Source organism: Chitinophaga sp. ARDCPP14 (assembly GCF_051362515.1).
GTDB lineage: Bacteria > Bacteroidota > Bacteroidia > Chitinophagales > Chitinophagaceae > Chitinophaga.
Genome location: NZ_JBKIXB010000005.1, coordinates 263,575 through 279,805, shown reverse-complemented (window position 1 = coordinate 279,805; position 16,231 = coordinate 263,575). Strand labels below are relative to the sequence as shown.

General features: G+C 47.3%; 14 protein-coding genes. 9 read left to right on the top strand and 5 right to left on the bottom strand.

Annotated elements, in window-relative coordinates:
* Positions 1-38 precede the first annotated feature (38 nt).
* On the bottom strand, positions 39-2,315 hold the full coding sequence (gene katG, locus ACLHR0_RS16200) for a catalase/peroxidase HPI (protein WP_429063817.1): 2,277 nt from the start codon (positions 2,313-2,315) through the stop codon (positions 39-41).
* Positions 2,316-2,627: 312 nt separating this feature from the next.
* Between katG and ACLHR0_RS16195 the strand changes: the two genes are divergently transcribed.
* A complete protein-coding gene (locus tag ACLHR0_RS16195) occupies positions 2,628-2,996 on the top strand; it encodes a peroxiredoxin family protein (RefSeq protein WP_436487922.1) in 369 nt (122 codons plus the stop codon).
* Here the strand turns inward: ACLHR0_RS16195 and ACLHR0_RS16190 are convergent.
* From ACLHR0_RS16190 to ACLHR0_RS16175, 4 genes are read right to left on the bottom strand one after another with little or no spacing between them, the layout of a single operon-like run.
* Positions 2,985-3,734, bottom strand: a complete 750-nt coding sequence (locus ACLHR0_RS16190; RefSeq protein WP_436487920.1) for an NADPH-dependent F420 reductase — start codon at positions 3,732-3,734, stop codon at positions 2,985-2,987. The two genes, ACLHR0_RS16195 and ACLHR0_RS16190, sit on opposite strands and share 12 nt — an antisense overlap.
* The gene (locus ACLHR0_RS16185; RefSeq protein WP_436487918.1) at positions 3,731-4,201 is read right to left on the bottom strand and encodes an SRPBCC family protein; all 471 of its coding nucleotides are present in this window, start codon (positions 4,199-4,201) and stop codon (positions 3,731-3,733) included. Before ACLHR0_RS16185 ends, ACLHR0_RS16190 begins: the two co-directional genes overlap by 4 nt.
* Before the next feature lie 12 nt (positions 4,202-4,213).
* Positions 4,214-4,537 (bottom strand): ArsR/SmtB family transcription factor, encoded by a 324-nt coding sequence (locus ACLHR0_RS16180; RefSeq protein WP_436487916.1) that lies wholly within the window; start codon positions 4,535-4,537, stop codon positions 4,214-4,216.
* Positions 4,518-4,970 carry an SRPBCC family protein gene (locus ACLHR0_RS16175; protein ID WP_436487914.1) on the bottom strand — a complete coding sequence of 151 codons (453 nt, stop codon included), beginning with the start codon at positions 4,968-4,970 and terminating at the stop codon, positions 4,518-4,520. The genes ACLHR0_RS16180 and ACLHR0_RS16175 overlap by 20 nt, the downstream gene beginning before the upstream one ends.
* A gap of 234 nt (positions 4,971-5,204) precedes the next feature.
* On the opposite strand from ACLHR0_RS16175, the gene ACLHR0_RS16170 reads away from it, so the two are divergent.
* The 8 genes from ACLHR0_RS16170 (at position 5,205) to ACLHR0_RS16135 (ending at position 16,231) form a co-directional block, all read left to right on the top strand.
* Entirely contained in the window at positions 5,205-6,026 is an 822-nt protein-coding gene (locus ACLHR0_RS16170) for an alpha/beta fold hydrolase (protein WP_436487911.1), read from the top strand.
* Positions 6,027-6,173: 147 nt separating this feature from the next.
* A complete protein-coding gene (locus ACLHR0_RS16165; protein WP_436487909.1) occupies positions 6,174-6,776 on the top strand; it encodes an RNA polymerase sigma factor in 603 nt (200 codons plus the stop codon).
* A gap of 163 nt (positions 6,777-6,939) precedes the next feature.
* Entirely contained in the window at positions 6,940-8,088 is a 1,149-nt protein-coding gene (locus tag ACLHR0_RS16160; protein WP_436487908.1) for a FecR family protein, read from the top strand.
* 206 nt (positions 8,089-8,294) lie between these two features.
* On the top strand, positions 8,295-12,512 hold the full coding sequence (locus tag ACLHR0_RS16155; protein ID WP_436487906.1) for a TonB-dependent receptor plug domain-containing protein: 4,218 nt from the start codon (positions 8,295-8,297) through the stop codon (positions 12,510-12,512).
* A gap of 20 nt (positions 12,513-12,532) precedes the next feature.
* Complete coding sequence (locus ACLHR0_RS16150; RefSeq protein ID WP_436487904.1) at positions 12,533-13,918, top strand: RagB/SusD family nutrient uptake outer membrane protein; 1,386 nt, start codon at positions 12,533-12,535, stop codon at positions 13,916-13,918.
* 10 nt (positions 13,919-13,928) lie between these two features.
* Positions 13,929-14,660: an RNA polymerase sigma factor gene (locus tag ACLHR0_RS16145; RefSeq protein ID WP_436487902.1), complete on the top strand. Its 732-nt coding sequence runs from the start codon at positions 13,929-13,931 to the stop codon at positions 14,658-14,660.
* A gap of 106 nt (positions 14,661-14,766) precedes the next feature.
* Positions 14,767-15,234: a DUF2059 domain-containing protein gene (locus ACLHR0_RS16140; protein WP_429049229.1), complete on the top strand. Its 468-nt coding sequence runs from the start codon at positions 14,767-14,769 to the stop codon at positions 15,232-15,234.
* 67 nt (positions 15,235-15,301) lie between these two features.
* Complete coding sequence (locus ACLHR0_RS16135; protein WP_436487899.1) at positions 15,302-16,231, top strand: ABC transporter ATP-binding protein; 930 nt, start codon at positions 15,302-15,304, stop codon at positions 16,229-16,231.

Here is a 16,231-nt window from a genome sequence, read left to right as displayed (position 1 = left end):
CCCCGGTGAAGGAGGCTCCTGTTATTCTTTTAATTTAATTAAGCGAGATCAAACCTGTCGAGGTTCATTACTTTGTTCCAGGCTGCGACGAAGTCTTTCACAAATTTTTCCTGGCCATCTGCGCTGCCATATACTTCCGCGTTAGCTCTCAGTTCTGCGTTAGCGCCCAATACCAGGTCGGCACGGGTGCCGGTCCATTTTACTTCGCCGGTGGTGCGGTCGCTGCCTTCATAGAGTTCCCTGTCTTCAGACACTGCTTTCCATGCAATGCGCATATCAAGCAGGTTCACAAAGAAGTCAGTAGTAAGCTGGCCGGGGCGGGAAGTGAAAACGCCATGTTTAGATCCGTCAAAGTTAGTGTTCAGCACGCGCATACCACCCAGCAGTACTGTTAACTCCGGTGCGGTAAGGGTGAGCAACTGGGCCTTATCTATCAGCAATTCTTCAGTAGACACGGGGAACTTTGACTTGCGGTAGTTGCGGAAGCCGTCGGCCACAGGTTCCAGGTAGCCTACTGATTCCACGTCGGTTTGTTCCTGCGAAGCATCCATGCGGCCGGGGGTAAAGGGAACCGTGATGGTTTGTCCCGCATCTTTCGCTGCTTTTTCAACACCGGCTGCACCTGCCAGTACGATCAGGTCGGCCAGGGAAACTTTTTTACCACCCGACTGGGCGCCGTTAAATTCTTTCTGAATGCTTTCCAGTGCATCCAGTACTTTTTGTAATTGGGTGGGATTATTTACTTTCCAATATTTTTGAGGAGCCAGGCGAATGCGGGCGCCGTTAGCGCCACCGCGTTTGTCGGATCCACGGAAGGTGGAAGCTGACGCCCATGCAGTGGAAACCAGCTCGGATACGCTTAATCCGGATGCCAGTACTTTTGCTTTCAGGGCCGCAATATCTTTCTCATCTATCAGCGCATGGTCAACCGCAGGAATAGGATCCTGCCAAAGCAGTTCTTCTTCCGGCACATCGGGGCCCAGGTAACGCGCCTTGGGGCCCATGTCGCGGTGTGTTAATTTAAACCAGGCCCGGGCAAAAGCATCTGCAAATTGATCGGGATTTTCCAGGAAACGCCTGGATATTTTTTCGTAGGCCGGATCCATTCTTAGAGCGAGATCGGTAGTCAGCATGGTTGGCAGGTGCTTTTTGGAGCTGTCGTATGCATCAGGGATAATGCTGTCTGCGTTTTTAGCTACCCATTGGTGTGCACCAGCCGGACTTTTAGAAAGTTGCCATTCAAATCCAAAGAGGTTTTCGAAGAAGTTATTGCTCCATTGGGTAGGCGTTTTCGTCCATATTACTTCGAGTCCGCTTGTAATGGTGTCTGCGCCTTTACCGGAGCCATAGCTGTTTTTCCAGCCCAGGCCCTGCATTTCCAGGTCAGCTCCTTCCGGTTCTGCGCCTACGTGGGTGGCAGGTGCGGCGCCGTGGGTTTTGCCAAAGCTGTGTCCACCGGCTATGAGGGCCACTGTTTCTTCGTCGTTCATGGCCATGCGGCCAAAAGTATCCCGGATATCTTTGGCGGCTGCGATGGGATCTGGATTACCATCGGGGCCTTCGGGGTTTACATAGATAAGGCCCATTTGCACAGCGGCAAGGGGCTTCTCGAGGTTGCGGCCGTGAATATTACCATCTGCGTCGTCGTCTGATACCAGTACGCCATGATTTTCTTCCACGCCGGGGGAGCCGTGCGCATAACGCAGGTCGCCACCGAGCCAGGTGGTTTCGGAGCCCCAGTATACATCTTCATCCGGTTCCCATACATCTTTACGTCCCCCGGCGAAGCCAAATGTTTTGAAGCCCATTGACTCCAGTGCAATATTGCCGGTAAGGATCAGGAGATCTGCCCATGAAATTTTGTTACCATATTTTTGTTTGATGGGCCAGAGCAATCTGCGGGCTTTATCCAGACTTACGTTATCGGGCCAGCTGTTAAGCGGGGCAAAACGTTGCTGTCCTGAGCCTGCGCCGCCACGGCCATCACCTACACGATAGGTGCCTGCACTGTGCCATGCCATACGGATGAACAGGGGGCCATAATGACCAAAGTCGGCCGGCCACCAGTCCTGCGAGTCAGTCATGAGTGCATGAAGGTCTTTCTTCACTGCTTCCAGGTCGAGGCTTTTAAAAGCTTCGGCATAGTCAAAATCTTCACCCAACGGGTTTGATTTGGAGGAGTGCTGGCGCAGGATACTCAGTTTTAACTGGTTGGGCCACCAATCCCGGTTCCTGGTGCCGCCACCGCCAACATTGTGCTTCATACTGCCATTATGAAACGGACATTTACTGATGTCGTTTGATTCTTTTCCCATTTTTAGAAGTTTTATGGTATTGAAAGAACACTTGCCTGCACCTTTTAGTTGTGCATAATGATAAAGTTATGGTATTGAAAGAATAATCACAATCAATTAATTTCTATGTTTCAATAGTTAAAATCTATTTGTAGTGTGTTCCTGCACGGAGAGAGAATTTAAGCATAAAAAAGGGAATTTGCCCTATCTTGTTAAAACAAGTCGATAACGCTAACCACCATAAGATGATTTATACTATAAAAAGGTTTACCTGGCCATTTATTTGCCTCCTGTTAGTGTTGTTGCATTTGGATGTTCACGCACAGCAGGAAGATGTCATCTGCACAAATGAAAGGTAAAGTGATGTTACTGGATTTCTTCTTTATCGGGTGTGCGCCCTGTATGCTTTCCCTGAAACCATTGAATCGTCTTCATGAAAAATATAAGAACCAAAACGTTGCCATGGTGAGCCTGACGGAAAGGGACAGCCGGAAATCCGTTCTTGGATTCCAAAGGAATTATCGCATAAAGTATCCCATGTATGTTGATGCAAAGGAGGTGGTGCAATCATACCATGTAGCAAGCTTCCCGACTTTCTATTTCATTGGCAAAAATGGAAAAATTGCCCAGGTCATTGAAGGGTATGAGGAGGGGTTTGAAGAGAAGGCTACTGCCATCATCAACGACCTGTTAAAGAAATAGCCGTTCATCCTGCAGGCTTTCCAGATAAGCAGGATAGTCTGTCTTCATCAGTACTTCATCGCTGTTCCGTTTTCCAATGATTACATTGTGCATGTCTGTCCATGCAGTTCCCATTGCATGTACCCTTTTTTTTAATTCTTCCAGGTTAATATCCCTGCAATAAATGGTGGAACCTGGCTGCTGCTTCCATGATTGGGCGATAGTACCCACATCGAAGGGATCAAAACCTACATCGTTTACCAGTGTAAATACTACTTCTTTAGCGGCGTCGTTATCGCCCGAAACGGCCAGTGCGATGCGGTTTTGAGCACCTTTGGGTTGGCCCAGGGCTTCCAGGCTTTCCACAACAATAGAGTTAAAAACTTTCACAACGGGAACGCCTAACTGCTCCTGTACCCACAGGCTGTCGATGCCACTTTGAATAAGTGCCGGTATGATGCCATCGCGGAGGGTAGGGTAATAATTTCCCGTGTCAATAACCACTACATCTTCCGGAAGATCTTTAAAAATATTTTTAGGAAGATCGGTGATGCTTTTCTGGGGAATAGTAACAACAATCACTTTTTTATTCCTGGCAGCTTCTTCTACACTAACGGCTTTTGCCCCGGTGTTCTCTGCCACTTGTTGCAGGGATGCGGGACCACGGGAATTAGCGATTGAAACGGTATGTCCCAGTTTTACAAATTTTGATGCCAGACAGCTTCCGATAGCGCCTGCGCCGATAATGCCTATATTCATGGCTTAGTATTTTTAATGGCATTCTCAATGGGATTTGGCTGGCCTTTACCTGTAGTGATCAGGTTGCGCAGGCTGTTCCCGATATAGTTGCTCCAGGCATCAAAACAAACATGATAGCATTCATATGCGGGAACCAGTCCGTGGTGCGTGAAGTGAAGCTGTGTCTGATGTTCTTTTTCAGAGATCTCAAATTCGATTTTTGTACCAGTCCATTCTGTTTTGTCTTCCGTGAAATCGAAGTAGTTGTCCAGCACCTGCCAGGTAACTTTTTTATCCGGGACCACTTCTGTCAATTTCATGGTACACTTATGAACGTCTTTGAACTGGTAGGTAAACTCATCATTGAGCTGTGCAGTACCGCCTTCAATGTTTTGGGACCACCATCCGCGAACATTCGTAATGGCATTGAATACCTCCGCGGGCGTTTGATCTACCAGGATGGTAGTGTTAAAATCTGATGCAGACATGTTGTTGACTTTTTAGTTGGGTAATTTGTTATTTAATAAAGTTTCTAACTTTTTCAGTTTAGATGTCCAGAACTTATCGAAGTAGGAGATCCAGTTCTGCAATTCCTTAAACCCGTCCTGTTTCAGTGTGCAATACCGTTCCCGGCCTATATCCTCGATGGAAATAAAGCCTGCGTTATACAGTATTTTGATGTGCTTTGAAACGGCGGGGCGGCTCATATCAAAGTTATCTGCCAGGCTGTTGATGGTCAAACTATCTTCTGAGAGCAGCATCAGCATTTTCCGCCTGCTGGGATCTCCGATTACCTGGAATGCGTCAAGTGTTGGTGTTGCCATGTTGTGCTGCGTTTATACGGTCCGCAATTTTGTGCAAATTCTTCAGCCAGCCGTCGGTCAGAGCATTGAACATATTCAGGTTTTCATCTTTCGTGAAACCGCTATGCTCCAGGAAAAGCTCTGTGCCTTTATCGGTTGGTTCCAGTTTCCATAATACTACAGAATCCAGTGTGATCTTACCATCGCCGGGGCCACTTTTCCAGGAGTAGGAGAGCCGCTTAAAGGGAACAACCTCCAATACCTTACAGTAGAAGATCCCGTCGAAGTCGAGGCTGGGTATCGGGTTTGTTCTGAACTGAAAGTCGAGTCCCACGATGGGCTGGAAATCATTTTTCATAAGCCACAGCTCCATCAGTTCGGGTTTGGTGAGGTAGTTCCAAACTGTTTCAGCCGGGTGTGGGAAGAAGAACTGGTGTTTAATTGATCTGGTCATGATAAGTAACTTTGAAGTTACATAAAGGTATGTGTAACTTTTGAGTTACCCAAATATTTTTCAGAAATAATGTAAAATGGAGAAGAAGCATGATACAGATCAGCGGAATAATTTTTTGTTTTTCAGACGAACAACATCTATTAAATCTTTGTTAGCAGGAATGAATGCCGGCTAAACAAGCTTAAATTGATGACATCTGAAAAATTTTTAACCAAATAAATAAAGCCAAACAACATGAGTAAAATCACCGTAAAAGATGGTACTGAAATTTATTATAAGGACTGGGGAACGGGCCAGCCCATTGTATTTCATCATGGCTGGCCTTTGTCCGGCGACGACTGGGACGGGCAAATGATGTTCTTCCTGGAGCAGGGCTACCGGGTTATTGCGCATGACCGGAGAGGTCATGGAAGATCCAGTCAAACCGCCACCGGCCATGACATGGATACCTATGCCGCCGATGTGGCGGAGCTTACCAAGGCGCTTGATTTAAAAGATGCCATCCACGTTGGTCACTCTACCGGCGGCGGGGAAGTAATCCGTTATGCTGCGAAATATGGTAAAGGCCGTGTGGCAAAAGCGGTGCTCATCAGCGCGGTAACGCCCCTGATGGTGCAAACAGCCGGTAACCCCGACGGCGTGCCGATGTCTGTATTTGATGATATCAGAAAAAATACGGCCACACAACGCCCGCAGTTCTTCCAGGATTTTACGCTGCCATTTTATGGATACAACCGTGAAGGGGCAAAGATATCGCAGGGCGTGAGGGATAACTGGTGGCGCCAGGGTATGATGGGAGCCATCAAGGCGCATTACGATTGCGTGAAGGCATTCTCTGAAACAGATTTTACAGAAGATCTTAAAAGTGTAGACATTCCCGTGCTGGTGCTGCATGGTGAAGATGACCAGATCGTTCCGTTTCCCATTTCAGGCGCAAAAGCAGTGGGCCTGTTAAAGCATGGAAAGCTCATTTCCTATCCGGGGTTCCCTCATGGTATGCCCACTACAGAAGCGGCCACGATCAACAAGGATCTGCTGGCCTTTATCAAATCATAATATAGTAAGATATTAGTGCCACAGCGATGAAAAAGCGTGATACCTTCTTCCGGATGGTATCACGCTTTTTCATTTGCCGGCGCCGATAAAATTAGTTTGATATTTTCCGGCAAAGGATTATCTTGTTATCTCAACATCTAAGCCACTTTGCTGCCGGGTACTTTTTCATATGATGAAGAGAAGTTAGTTATACAGATCTCAGAAGGAGACGAAGAGGCCTTTACCCGCCTGTTTTACCATTACGGGGCTATTATTCATCCCATTGTACTTAAAATAGTAAAAGAGGAAGCTGCTGCTGAAGATGTGGTAGCGGAAGTATTTCTGAAGCTCTGGATAAATAGAAAAGGGCTCACCGCTGTTACCAATCTCTCCGGCTATATTTACCGCATGGCCACCAATTTTTCCATCAATCACCTGAAACGTAACAAAACAGAGGCGCATGTATTACAGGATATGTACCTGGATGTGCCGGGTCATGATGCTACCGCGGACGAACAGCTTACTGTACAGGAACTGAGAAAATCCATCCACAAAGCGGTAGACGGGCTACCCGGGCAACGCCGCAGGATATATGAGTTAAGCAGGGAAAAGGGATTATCCAGGAAAGAAATTGCCGACCTGCTCCAGATTTCAGAAAATACTGTAAAGAACCAACTGCGTATTGCGTTACGCCACATACAGGAATCTATACTAAAGGACCAGGGCACTTTAATAGCGGGTATCTTTTTTATAGAGATCATCACGCATTAACGCCCTGCTATCACCGGTCAATGCCCACCACCTGCCGGTTGCTGCAACAAACACTTCCTATGTATTACGCTTAAATTTTTTTTTATTCCGGAGGAGTACCGGTAATCATTTTTGGTGTCTATTACTAAGAACGACCTGGCCGGACCGGGACAAAACGTATACTGTGATACAGGAAGACCATATAAAACAGTTGTTAGAACGATATATAAATGATCTGTCCACAGAAGAGGAGAGGATACAGCTATTGGACATCATCGACTCCCGGCCTGAGATAGACTGGTATGCCCTGCTGGCGCCTGCATTTACGGATGCCGTTGCCGATAAAGCGTTTACTTCTGAAAAGTGGCAGCCGGTACTGGATAGCATCCTGAAGTATCCGCAGGTAGAGAAAGAGACGAAGGTAGTACCTCTTTTCAGAAGATGGTGGTCAGTAGCCGCAATGCTTGCCATACTGCTGGGAGCAGGGTGGTGGTTTTATCGCGCCGGCAATGCAAAGGTGAGTCCACCGGTAATAGCCATGGCGGATGTGCCGCCGGGTAGCAATCGCGCCGTACTGAAGCTGGCCAATGGGCAGGAGATCACCCTGGATAGTGCGCATGGTAATATTGTTCAGCATGGCAATTTTAAAGTGAACAACGACAGCGGTACGCTGAATTACGAGGGAAAAGCCAATGAGGCAGAGTATCATACGCTGTCAACGCCACGGGGAGGGCAATACAAGCTGCAATTGCCGGATGGCACCAATGTATGGCTGAACGCGGCTTCTTCCATTACATATCCAACGGTTTTCACCGGGAGGAAGCGGGATGTGGCCATTACGGGAGAAGCATATTTTGAAGTAGCGAAAGATCCCGGTAAACCGTTTAATGTACAGGTCAACCAAATGAATATAGCCGTATTAGGGACGCATTTCAATGTTAATGCTTACAACGACGAGCCCGATGCTAAAACAACACTACTGGAAGGCGCGGTAAAAGTGAACGCCGGCAACCAGGTGAAAATACTTGCGCCGGGCCAGCAGGCGCTGTTAGAAAAAAATAATACGCTCAGGCTCATTGAACAGGTGAATGTGGAAGATGTGATTGCCTGGAAAAACGGGTACACCGTTTTTGAAAATGCCGACATCCAAACCATCATGCGGCAGGTATCCCGCTGGTACAATGTAGATGTTGTTTTTGAAGGGAACATTCCTCAAAGACAATTCGCCGGAGGCATCTCCCGCAAATCCAGCCTGGCGGAACTTTTAAAGGTACTGGAATTTGCCAATGTAAATTTTGTAGTAGAAGGGAAGAAGATTGTCGTAAAACCATAGCATATCCCGTGGCCGTTCCCTTCGCCGGCAACACGGATAATCCGAAAGTATTTTTTTAGTCATGTGAATAACTAATATCAACCAAAAGGCTTGCAAAAAAAAGCCGGAAGCGTTCGCGGCGCATCCGGCAAGGCTTTGGGCAACCCTTTTTCCAACAAGGCGTTTGAAAAAGTAATTTAATTATGAACCCAAAACAGTTCAAAACTATGAATTTTTATTCATTACAGGTCCCTGTATTTTTTACACATCACAAAAAGCTGACGAAGATTTTTCTGCTAAAGACGATTACGGTATCAGTATTGTTATTTGCGGGCGTATTCGCAAGTACTATAGCAGCGGCGCAACAGATTACGCTGAATGAAAAGAATGCGCCCTTAAAAAAGATATTCAATCTTATCAAAAAACAAGGGGATTATATCTTCTTTTACGAGAAAGGTGTGCTGGATAAAACAGCGCCCGTAAGCATCCAGGTGAGCAATGCCGGGATCCGTGATGTTCTTGAAATTTGCCTGAAAAACCAACCATTATCTTACATTATTTCCGGTAATAACATTGGCATTAAAAGAAAATCTGTAGGATCAGAAGAGGGCAGGGAGGCATCGCCGGCGGCGTCGCCGGACGAAGATATCCTGATTGGAGGACTGGTGGTTGATTCCATTAGCATTCCTAAGCAAGGTGTAACTGTTACCAGCATATCCGGCGGGTCGCACCAGAAAACATTTTCCGTTACCAATGCCGACGGCACCTTTCAAATATATGGGCAAAAAGGCGACAAGCTTATATTCAGCGCCATCGGGCACAGGAATGTGGAAGTTCGGTACAATGGTGAAGTGAGCCTGAAAATAACGATGAAAGTGGCGCCCATAGAAATGAATGCCGTGGTGATTGACGACATTGACATGAGCCGGAAAAGGACACCTTTTACGGATACCATCGACATGACCCACCGGACGCACCTGAACCTCGGGCAGTTGTTACAGGGCAGTATCCCCGGCCTCACTTTGCAAAATTCTTCCCAGAGTCAGCAAACATTGCAGTCCATCGACTTTACCGGGCGGGGAGTACCCATAACAGGTACTTACACACCCACTATTGAAGCTTTACGGGCACACTATAATCAATATCAGAGCATCTATTCGTCGACCGGTTATCCAACCTTTGATTCGTGGATCAATTCTATGAAAGGTGTGGATGGCATTCGTTTTAATTACAGCACTTCCGTTGGTAGTAATGGCCTGGTTCCCCAATTAAGAGGCGTAAGTGGATTTAGTGGGAACACGTCGGGTATGCTGGTCATCATTGATGGTTTTCCGCAGGATGGTTTTCCTGCCAATTACCCGATGACCAATATAGAATCGGTGAAGGTGATCAAAGACCCCGAAGAACTGACCAAATGGGGACCTGCCGCCACCGGTGGCATCATTATGATCACCAGCAAGCGCGCCGTGAAGGGAAAACTGCAGCTCAGTTATAGTTCCAACTTCGGTTATGCAGCGGCGCCCCGGTTTAACCGCAGTAAACTACGCCTGGCTTCTTCCGCCGATATGATCGACTATTTAAGGTCTGCATCAGATTCGGGGTTTATGGTGCTGGCAAATAAAAATGATCCACGTGTAGCTTTTAGTCTCAATCCTGCTGAGCGTATATTTTATGGCTGGCAGCTGGGCACACTGTCTGAGCATGACTATAACACCCAACTGGATTCGCTGGCCAGGCTATCCAATGAAAGCCAGTTAAAGCTGCTGCAACAAAATTCCTTTAACCAAAACCAGATGCTTACCCTTTCAGGAGGCAGCAATGCCTGGCGCTTCAGGGCTGCCGGTATTTACAACACCGACCGTAGCAGCGCCCTGGACAATTATGGCCGGACCTTCAGCCTGAATATGAACAACGACTTCTTATTATTTAAGAATAAACTGCGCGCGCAATGGTATGTGAATGTTGCTCAAACTACAGCCAGGACCGGGGCCAACGCCGACTTCCGCAACCTGCAACCTTACCAGCTGCTTGTTGATCCGGAAACCGGAAAGTATGTATACGATTATTCTTCCTTTAACCCGGATGCCAATACCGCCCTTAAGAAATACGGGTATGAAGATCATGGCGCCAATATGCTGGAGGATGCTCGGATAAACAGCCAGATCAGCAAAAACCTCCAGGTGCAGTCGAGGCTGACTACCGACTGGGATATCCTGCCCTCTCTCCGGTGGTCCACTTCACTGCAATATGATCTGCTGAATGGCAGAACAGAGGACCTGCAGGACGCAGCTTCCAGCGGGGCGAGGCAGTTGGTAAATGAATACGGCAGCCCTGTGTTCGACGACTTCGGCGCCCTTACCGGCATCGATTTTTATGTGCCCCGTGGGGGCATTATGCAAAAGCCATCTTTAAAAAACAGGGAATGGAATCTGAGATCCGCCTTGCTGTTTGATAAAAGTTTCGGGAAGCACCGCCTTGCTGTAACACTGGGTGGCGGCGGTTTTGGTAATGCATCACGCAGTCCTTCCTATACGTCCATTTATGGTTATAATAAACAAACCCGCCAGGGCCAGGCCGTGCAGTTGCCATCGCCCGACCCTACTGCAGGTGTCCTCAATTTATTCAGCCTGCCCGACAGGTATTGGGAAGGTACCTATGGCAGAATGGTTTATCCGAATACATTACTAACGCCGCAGGCAGGCGATACTACTATCTCACGGGGGCTCAACTGGAACGGCAGCTTTTCTTATTCCTATGACGGTACTTATATACTGAGCGGCAAGTACAATACAACATTAAATCCTGACTATGGCAATCCGCATCCCTATACCAACCTTACTAACTATTCCGCGGATGCCACCTGGCGGTTAAGCAGGAACCATTTTTTTCAGGCTCCTTCCTGGGTCAGTAACGTAGCACTGTCGGCCGGCGTAAACGGAATCAGCATACCCGGTTTATCCACGCAAATTGCCGCGCAGCGTAACCGTCAGAGCAACTGGAATAACTATGGCGTTTGGGTAACCCGTTTTAACCTGCCCCAGCAAAGCGGACAAAGTTCGTACAACGTGTATGAGAAACTCGGGATAGGCCTGTTGGACGACCGTTATACTTTTGATATCAGCTACAACAGCTTACGCATCAATAATAATAGCGGAGATAAAAGCACCAATGGCCTTGAAATAAAGAATTATGTGGGCGCAAACGCACGGGTGAGACTGAGAGAAGGGCTCCTGCATTTATATGCGGGTTATGGCTATTCGTTGGACGGGAATCCTCAAACAAATATCAGGGTTGCTTATGACATCGGCAGGGAATCTTATTTTCATGCCGGCGCTATCAGCAAATTAATGGCGGATTTTACCCTGCAAAATATCAGTGGTTTTCAAGGCATGGAAATAATGACAGGCACCAATGCGCCGTTATCCGGCGGCGGATTTACGATGGCTGTAAATAGCAACTTCGGGCAGCTTCCGCCAACAATAAGAAACCTGGAAGCGCATACAACGCTGGGATTAGCCAATGACCGTTATCTTTTCGACTTCCGCTATTACCAGACAAACACTTCGGGGCTCAATAATTTTATCCCGGTTCCTACCGATCCTTCTACCGGCTTAGGAACAAAAATCAGTTATAGTGAGATAGTAAAAAAAGGAGTAGAGATGTACCTGCAAATAAAAGTATTGCAGCAGAAAGATTTTAAGTATGTGATTACGCTCAATGGCGCCTATAATAAGAATATTGCGAAAAAAGTGCCGCTGGTGAATTTTTCACAATCCGCTCGTTATTTAACGGACTATCGCAACGGTTACAGCACAGAGAACCTCTGGAGTTATCGCTGGGCCGGACTGGATGCTACGGGAAGCCCCATGATATATGACGCCAAAGGGCAGAAGACAGCCAGCCCCGACAGCGCTACGCTGGCTTCCTCGCTGGTGTACAGCGGGGTTACCCGCGCGCCTTTTACAGGTGGCCTTATACAGGAATGGGACTATAAAGGGTTTTTCCTGAGAGCAACATTGCTGCTGAATTTTGGTCACGTGATGCGGGAATACCTGCCGTCTCCCTCCAGAACGGCTGACAACAGTCTCCTGATCCGCGACCGCTGGCGGAAACCGGGAGACGAGGCCTTTACAGATATCGCGGCCATGTCGGGAAATGCAGATGAAGGCAGTACACGGAAATTCATTATCCAGAACTCATCGAACAGTATTATGTCTGCAGACAATATCCGTTTGCAGGAAGTGCAGATAGGCTGGCAGGTGTTATCCGGCGAAATACTGCGGCGTTATTTTATCAAAGATCTTACGGTATCCCTGCAAATGCTGAATGCCGCTTTATGGACCAGCAACAGGTTGCATGTGGATCCCCAGGCGGTGGCAAATACAGGGGAGATAGGGCTGCCGGTTCCCCGGCAATATATGTTCAGTGTTAATATGAAATTTTAAACAAGCGACAACGAACGAATATGAAAAGAAAATTTTTACGGCATAGTAGCCTGTCAGTGATGATCGCTGCGCTTTGCGTACTCCTGCTCCTGTCGGCTGGTTGCAAAAAATTCTTTGATGTGCGTCCCAGCACTACCAGCATCAATCCTACTACGCTGGGGGATTTTGAAGAGATGCTGAATAATGATTCCATGGCGATATGCAATTACCTGTTGGCCGACTTCATGAGCGATGATGTACGGCTGGAAGATGCGCACCTGTCTGCCGATGCCGCTTCATCCTATACGCGTTCTTATTTATGGGAACAATCGATCTGGAAACCGGGTGATGCGGACTTTATGTACAACGCGTCGTATACCCGTATCCTGCAAATGAATATTATATTGGAACGGATAGGCCGTTCAGCAGGCAGCGAACAACAGAAAAATGTGATCCGTGCACAGGCCCAAATTAACCGCGCATGGTATTACCTGCAATTAGCCAGTTTGTATGGAACAGATTACCAGGCGGCAACAGCTGCCGCCGAGCTAGCTGTTCCTTTGGTATTGTTTCCTGATGCCAGTGCACAACCGGTGAGGGCTACCGTACAACAGGTATACGACCAGGTTATCAGCGATCTGACGGCTGCAGTAGCCACGCCGGGTTTACCGGGTATGGGCCAGGATGTGGTGCATCCCGGCAAAGCAGCGGGATATGCATTACTGGCAAGAATTTATCTGAACATGGCTAAATATCCCGATGCACTCAACGCCGCACAATCAGCATTAGCCATTAACAGCCAGCTGCTGAAATATACCCGGGATTATGCACCATTTTCCAGCCTGCTCGACCTGTCGAAGAATCCGGAAATATTACTTGCCAGGCTGTGCATCGATTATGATTTCTACAGCATCCGGCATACCGGGCTTAATATTAGTCCCAGCCTTCGTGCCGTACTGGACAGCAACGATATAAGGTTGCTCAACAATTTTGCGGATGGGGGACTTTATATTAACGGCCTCGCCTTTAGTGGAACAGCCTATGATTATAGCCTTGGCGTACCGGAAGTAATGCTGATAAAAGCAGAATGCCTCGCCAGGCAGCAGGATGCAGCGGGAGCGCTGGCGTTGGTGAATGAGCTTAGAAAAAACCGCCTGGTTACCTATGCCCCGCTGAACAGCAGTACAGATGTGCTGACCACGGTATTAGAGGAAAGAAGGAGGGAACTCTTTTATCACGGAGGGCTCCGGCTCTTTGATCTGAAAAGGCTGAACAGGGATAACCGCTTTGCACAAACCCTGCAAAGGTTCGCCGATAACGGCACTACGCTGAAGGCCACATTAACCGCTAATTCACCGCGTTACCTGATGCCTTTTTCGCCCCTCATTATTGCTAATAACCCCGCTATTATACAGAACCCACGGTAAAATCAGCGTCATGATAACGATGAACCAGTCGATAGAAAATCAGTTACGTCCCGGCAATGAAGCGGGAACAGATCGTATGTGTTTTGAAGACGAAGCAGGATTTAATGAAATCGTACGATGTTATTCCACGAAGCTGCTCACCATTGTTACTTATATCACCCGGAGCCGGCAAACAGCGGAGGATATTGTACAGGAAACTTTCCTGCGGTTGTGGGAAAAACGGGTGGCAATCACACCGGGTAATGTGGGCGGCTGGTTATATAGAGTGGCCACTAACCTGGCCATGGGACATTTGAAAAGAGAGTCCTGCAAAACCAGGGTATATGCTTCTTTACGTACATCGCAGCAGGAATTTTCTACCGAAGTGGAAGAGCGTTTGGTACAAAAAGAAAACAGGATTGTTTTAAATAAAATATATGCCCGGCTACCTGAACAACAACAGGCCGTATACCACCTGAGCAAAGTGGGCGGGCTCTCCAGGGATGAAATTGCGCATCATTTGAAGATCTCTCCGCATACTGTTAAGAACCATCTGGGCAGAGCCGTTCAATATATAAAAGAACATATTGGCGGGGTTACCCTCTTCATTTTATTTTTCGTTTTTAACAATATATTTTTTAATCGCACTAGTACAAAAGTGAAGTCTGATAGTTTATATACTATACAGCAACAGGCAAACGGCAAACCAATATTCCCTTTAAAATCAGGTGTGTCTGAATTAATGAAACTGGCGCTGAAATAAGGCCGTCATTGATCCGGATGGGTGAATGAATTCATGGAGCATTTCATGAAACAGGATTCGCTATGCCTAAAGAAAAAGAAATTATTCAACAATTAATATAAAAAATATGAGATCAAGAACACTCTTACTGGCCGCTATGATGATCTGCGGAACATTTGCTGCACACGCACAACAGGATAATACAAAACAGTACCAGAAAATAGAGCAGCTGTTTGCTGCGATGAACCTGGAAGAAGCCTATAAGCAATCAGCTATTGTGGCGGCCGACCAAACCGCTGCAGGTTCGCCGCAACTGGCTGGAAAGAAGGAAGAAGTGCGGGCCTTTTTTATCAAATACGCGTCGTATCCGGCCTGCAAAAATGACCTGCTGAAGTTGTACGCAAAATATTACAGTACGGAAGAAATAGAAGTGCTGACAGCATTTTACAAAACATCGGCCGGAAAGAAACAGCTGACCACTGCTGCCCAGTTACAGATGGAATCGGCGCAAATGATGAGTAGCAACCTGCAGGCCCACGCGGAAGAATTGAATAAATTAAATACGCCTGCTGCCGGCGGTCCTCAGACCCGTTAGTTGTACCGTACAAACCGCCGTTATTGCGCAACGTATTTAACAAGCAAATTGTCAAACGAATAAATTTATGACTTCCATTTTAAGAACGGAAAATCTTTCTCACCGGTATTCCAGTACCTGGGCCATCCGCGACATCAATATTGAGGTGGGGCAATCAGGCATAGTAGGCTTGCTGGGCTCAAACGGCGCCGGCAAATCTACCACCATGAATATTATTTGCGGTGTGCTGAATCAAACGGAAGGAAGCGTGTATATCAATGGCATTGATCTCAGAAAGCATCCGGAGGCGGCGAAGAAAGAGATCGGGTTCTTACCGCAGAATCCTCCGTTGTACACGGATCTCACTATCGACGAATACCTCACCTACTGCGCGCAACTCAGGCTGATGGAAAATGATAAGATCAAACCGGCTGTGGAAGAAGCCAAGGAACGTTGCGGCATCACACACTTCAGCTCCCGGCTCATCAAAAACCTGTCAGGTGGCTACCGTCAGCGGGTTGGTATTGCGCAGGCCATTATTCACAAGCCCAAACTTGTGGTGATGGACGAACCTACCAACGGGCTTGATCCCAACCAGTTGATTGAAGCCAGAAAACTGATCAGGGAAATAGCCATCGATCATTCTGTGCTTTTATCCTCACATATCTTGTCCGAAATCAATTTGCTCTGCAAAGAGATCATCATGATAGAGGCGGGCCGGATGGTGTTTTCAGACAGTATGGATGCGTTCAATAATTATGTGCAGTCGAAAATTATGCTTTTACGCATGGACAACCCTCCGCCGAAAAGCGACCTGTTAAAAATTCAGGGCGTTACCCAGGTGGAATTTATGACGGACAAACAAGCGAGGGTTTATTTCGATGGCAGTCATGAAGATATCTCGGACCGGCTGATAACGGCGAGTGTGGAACAGGGGTGGAAGTTAAAAGAGATAGCGCTTGACAAGGGCCTGCTCGATGATGTTTTCAAACAACTATCCTCCCAGTCTCCACAATAA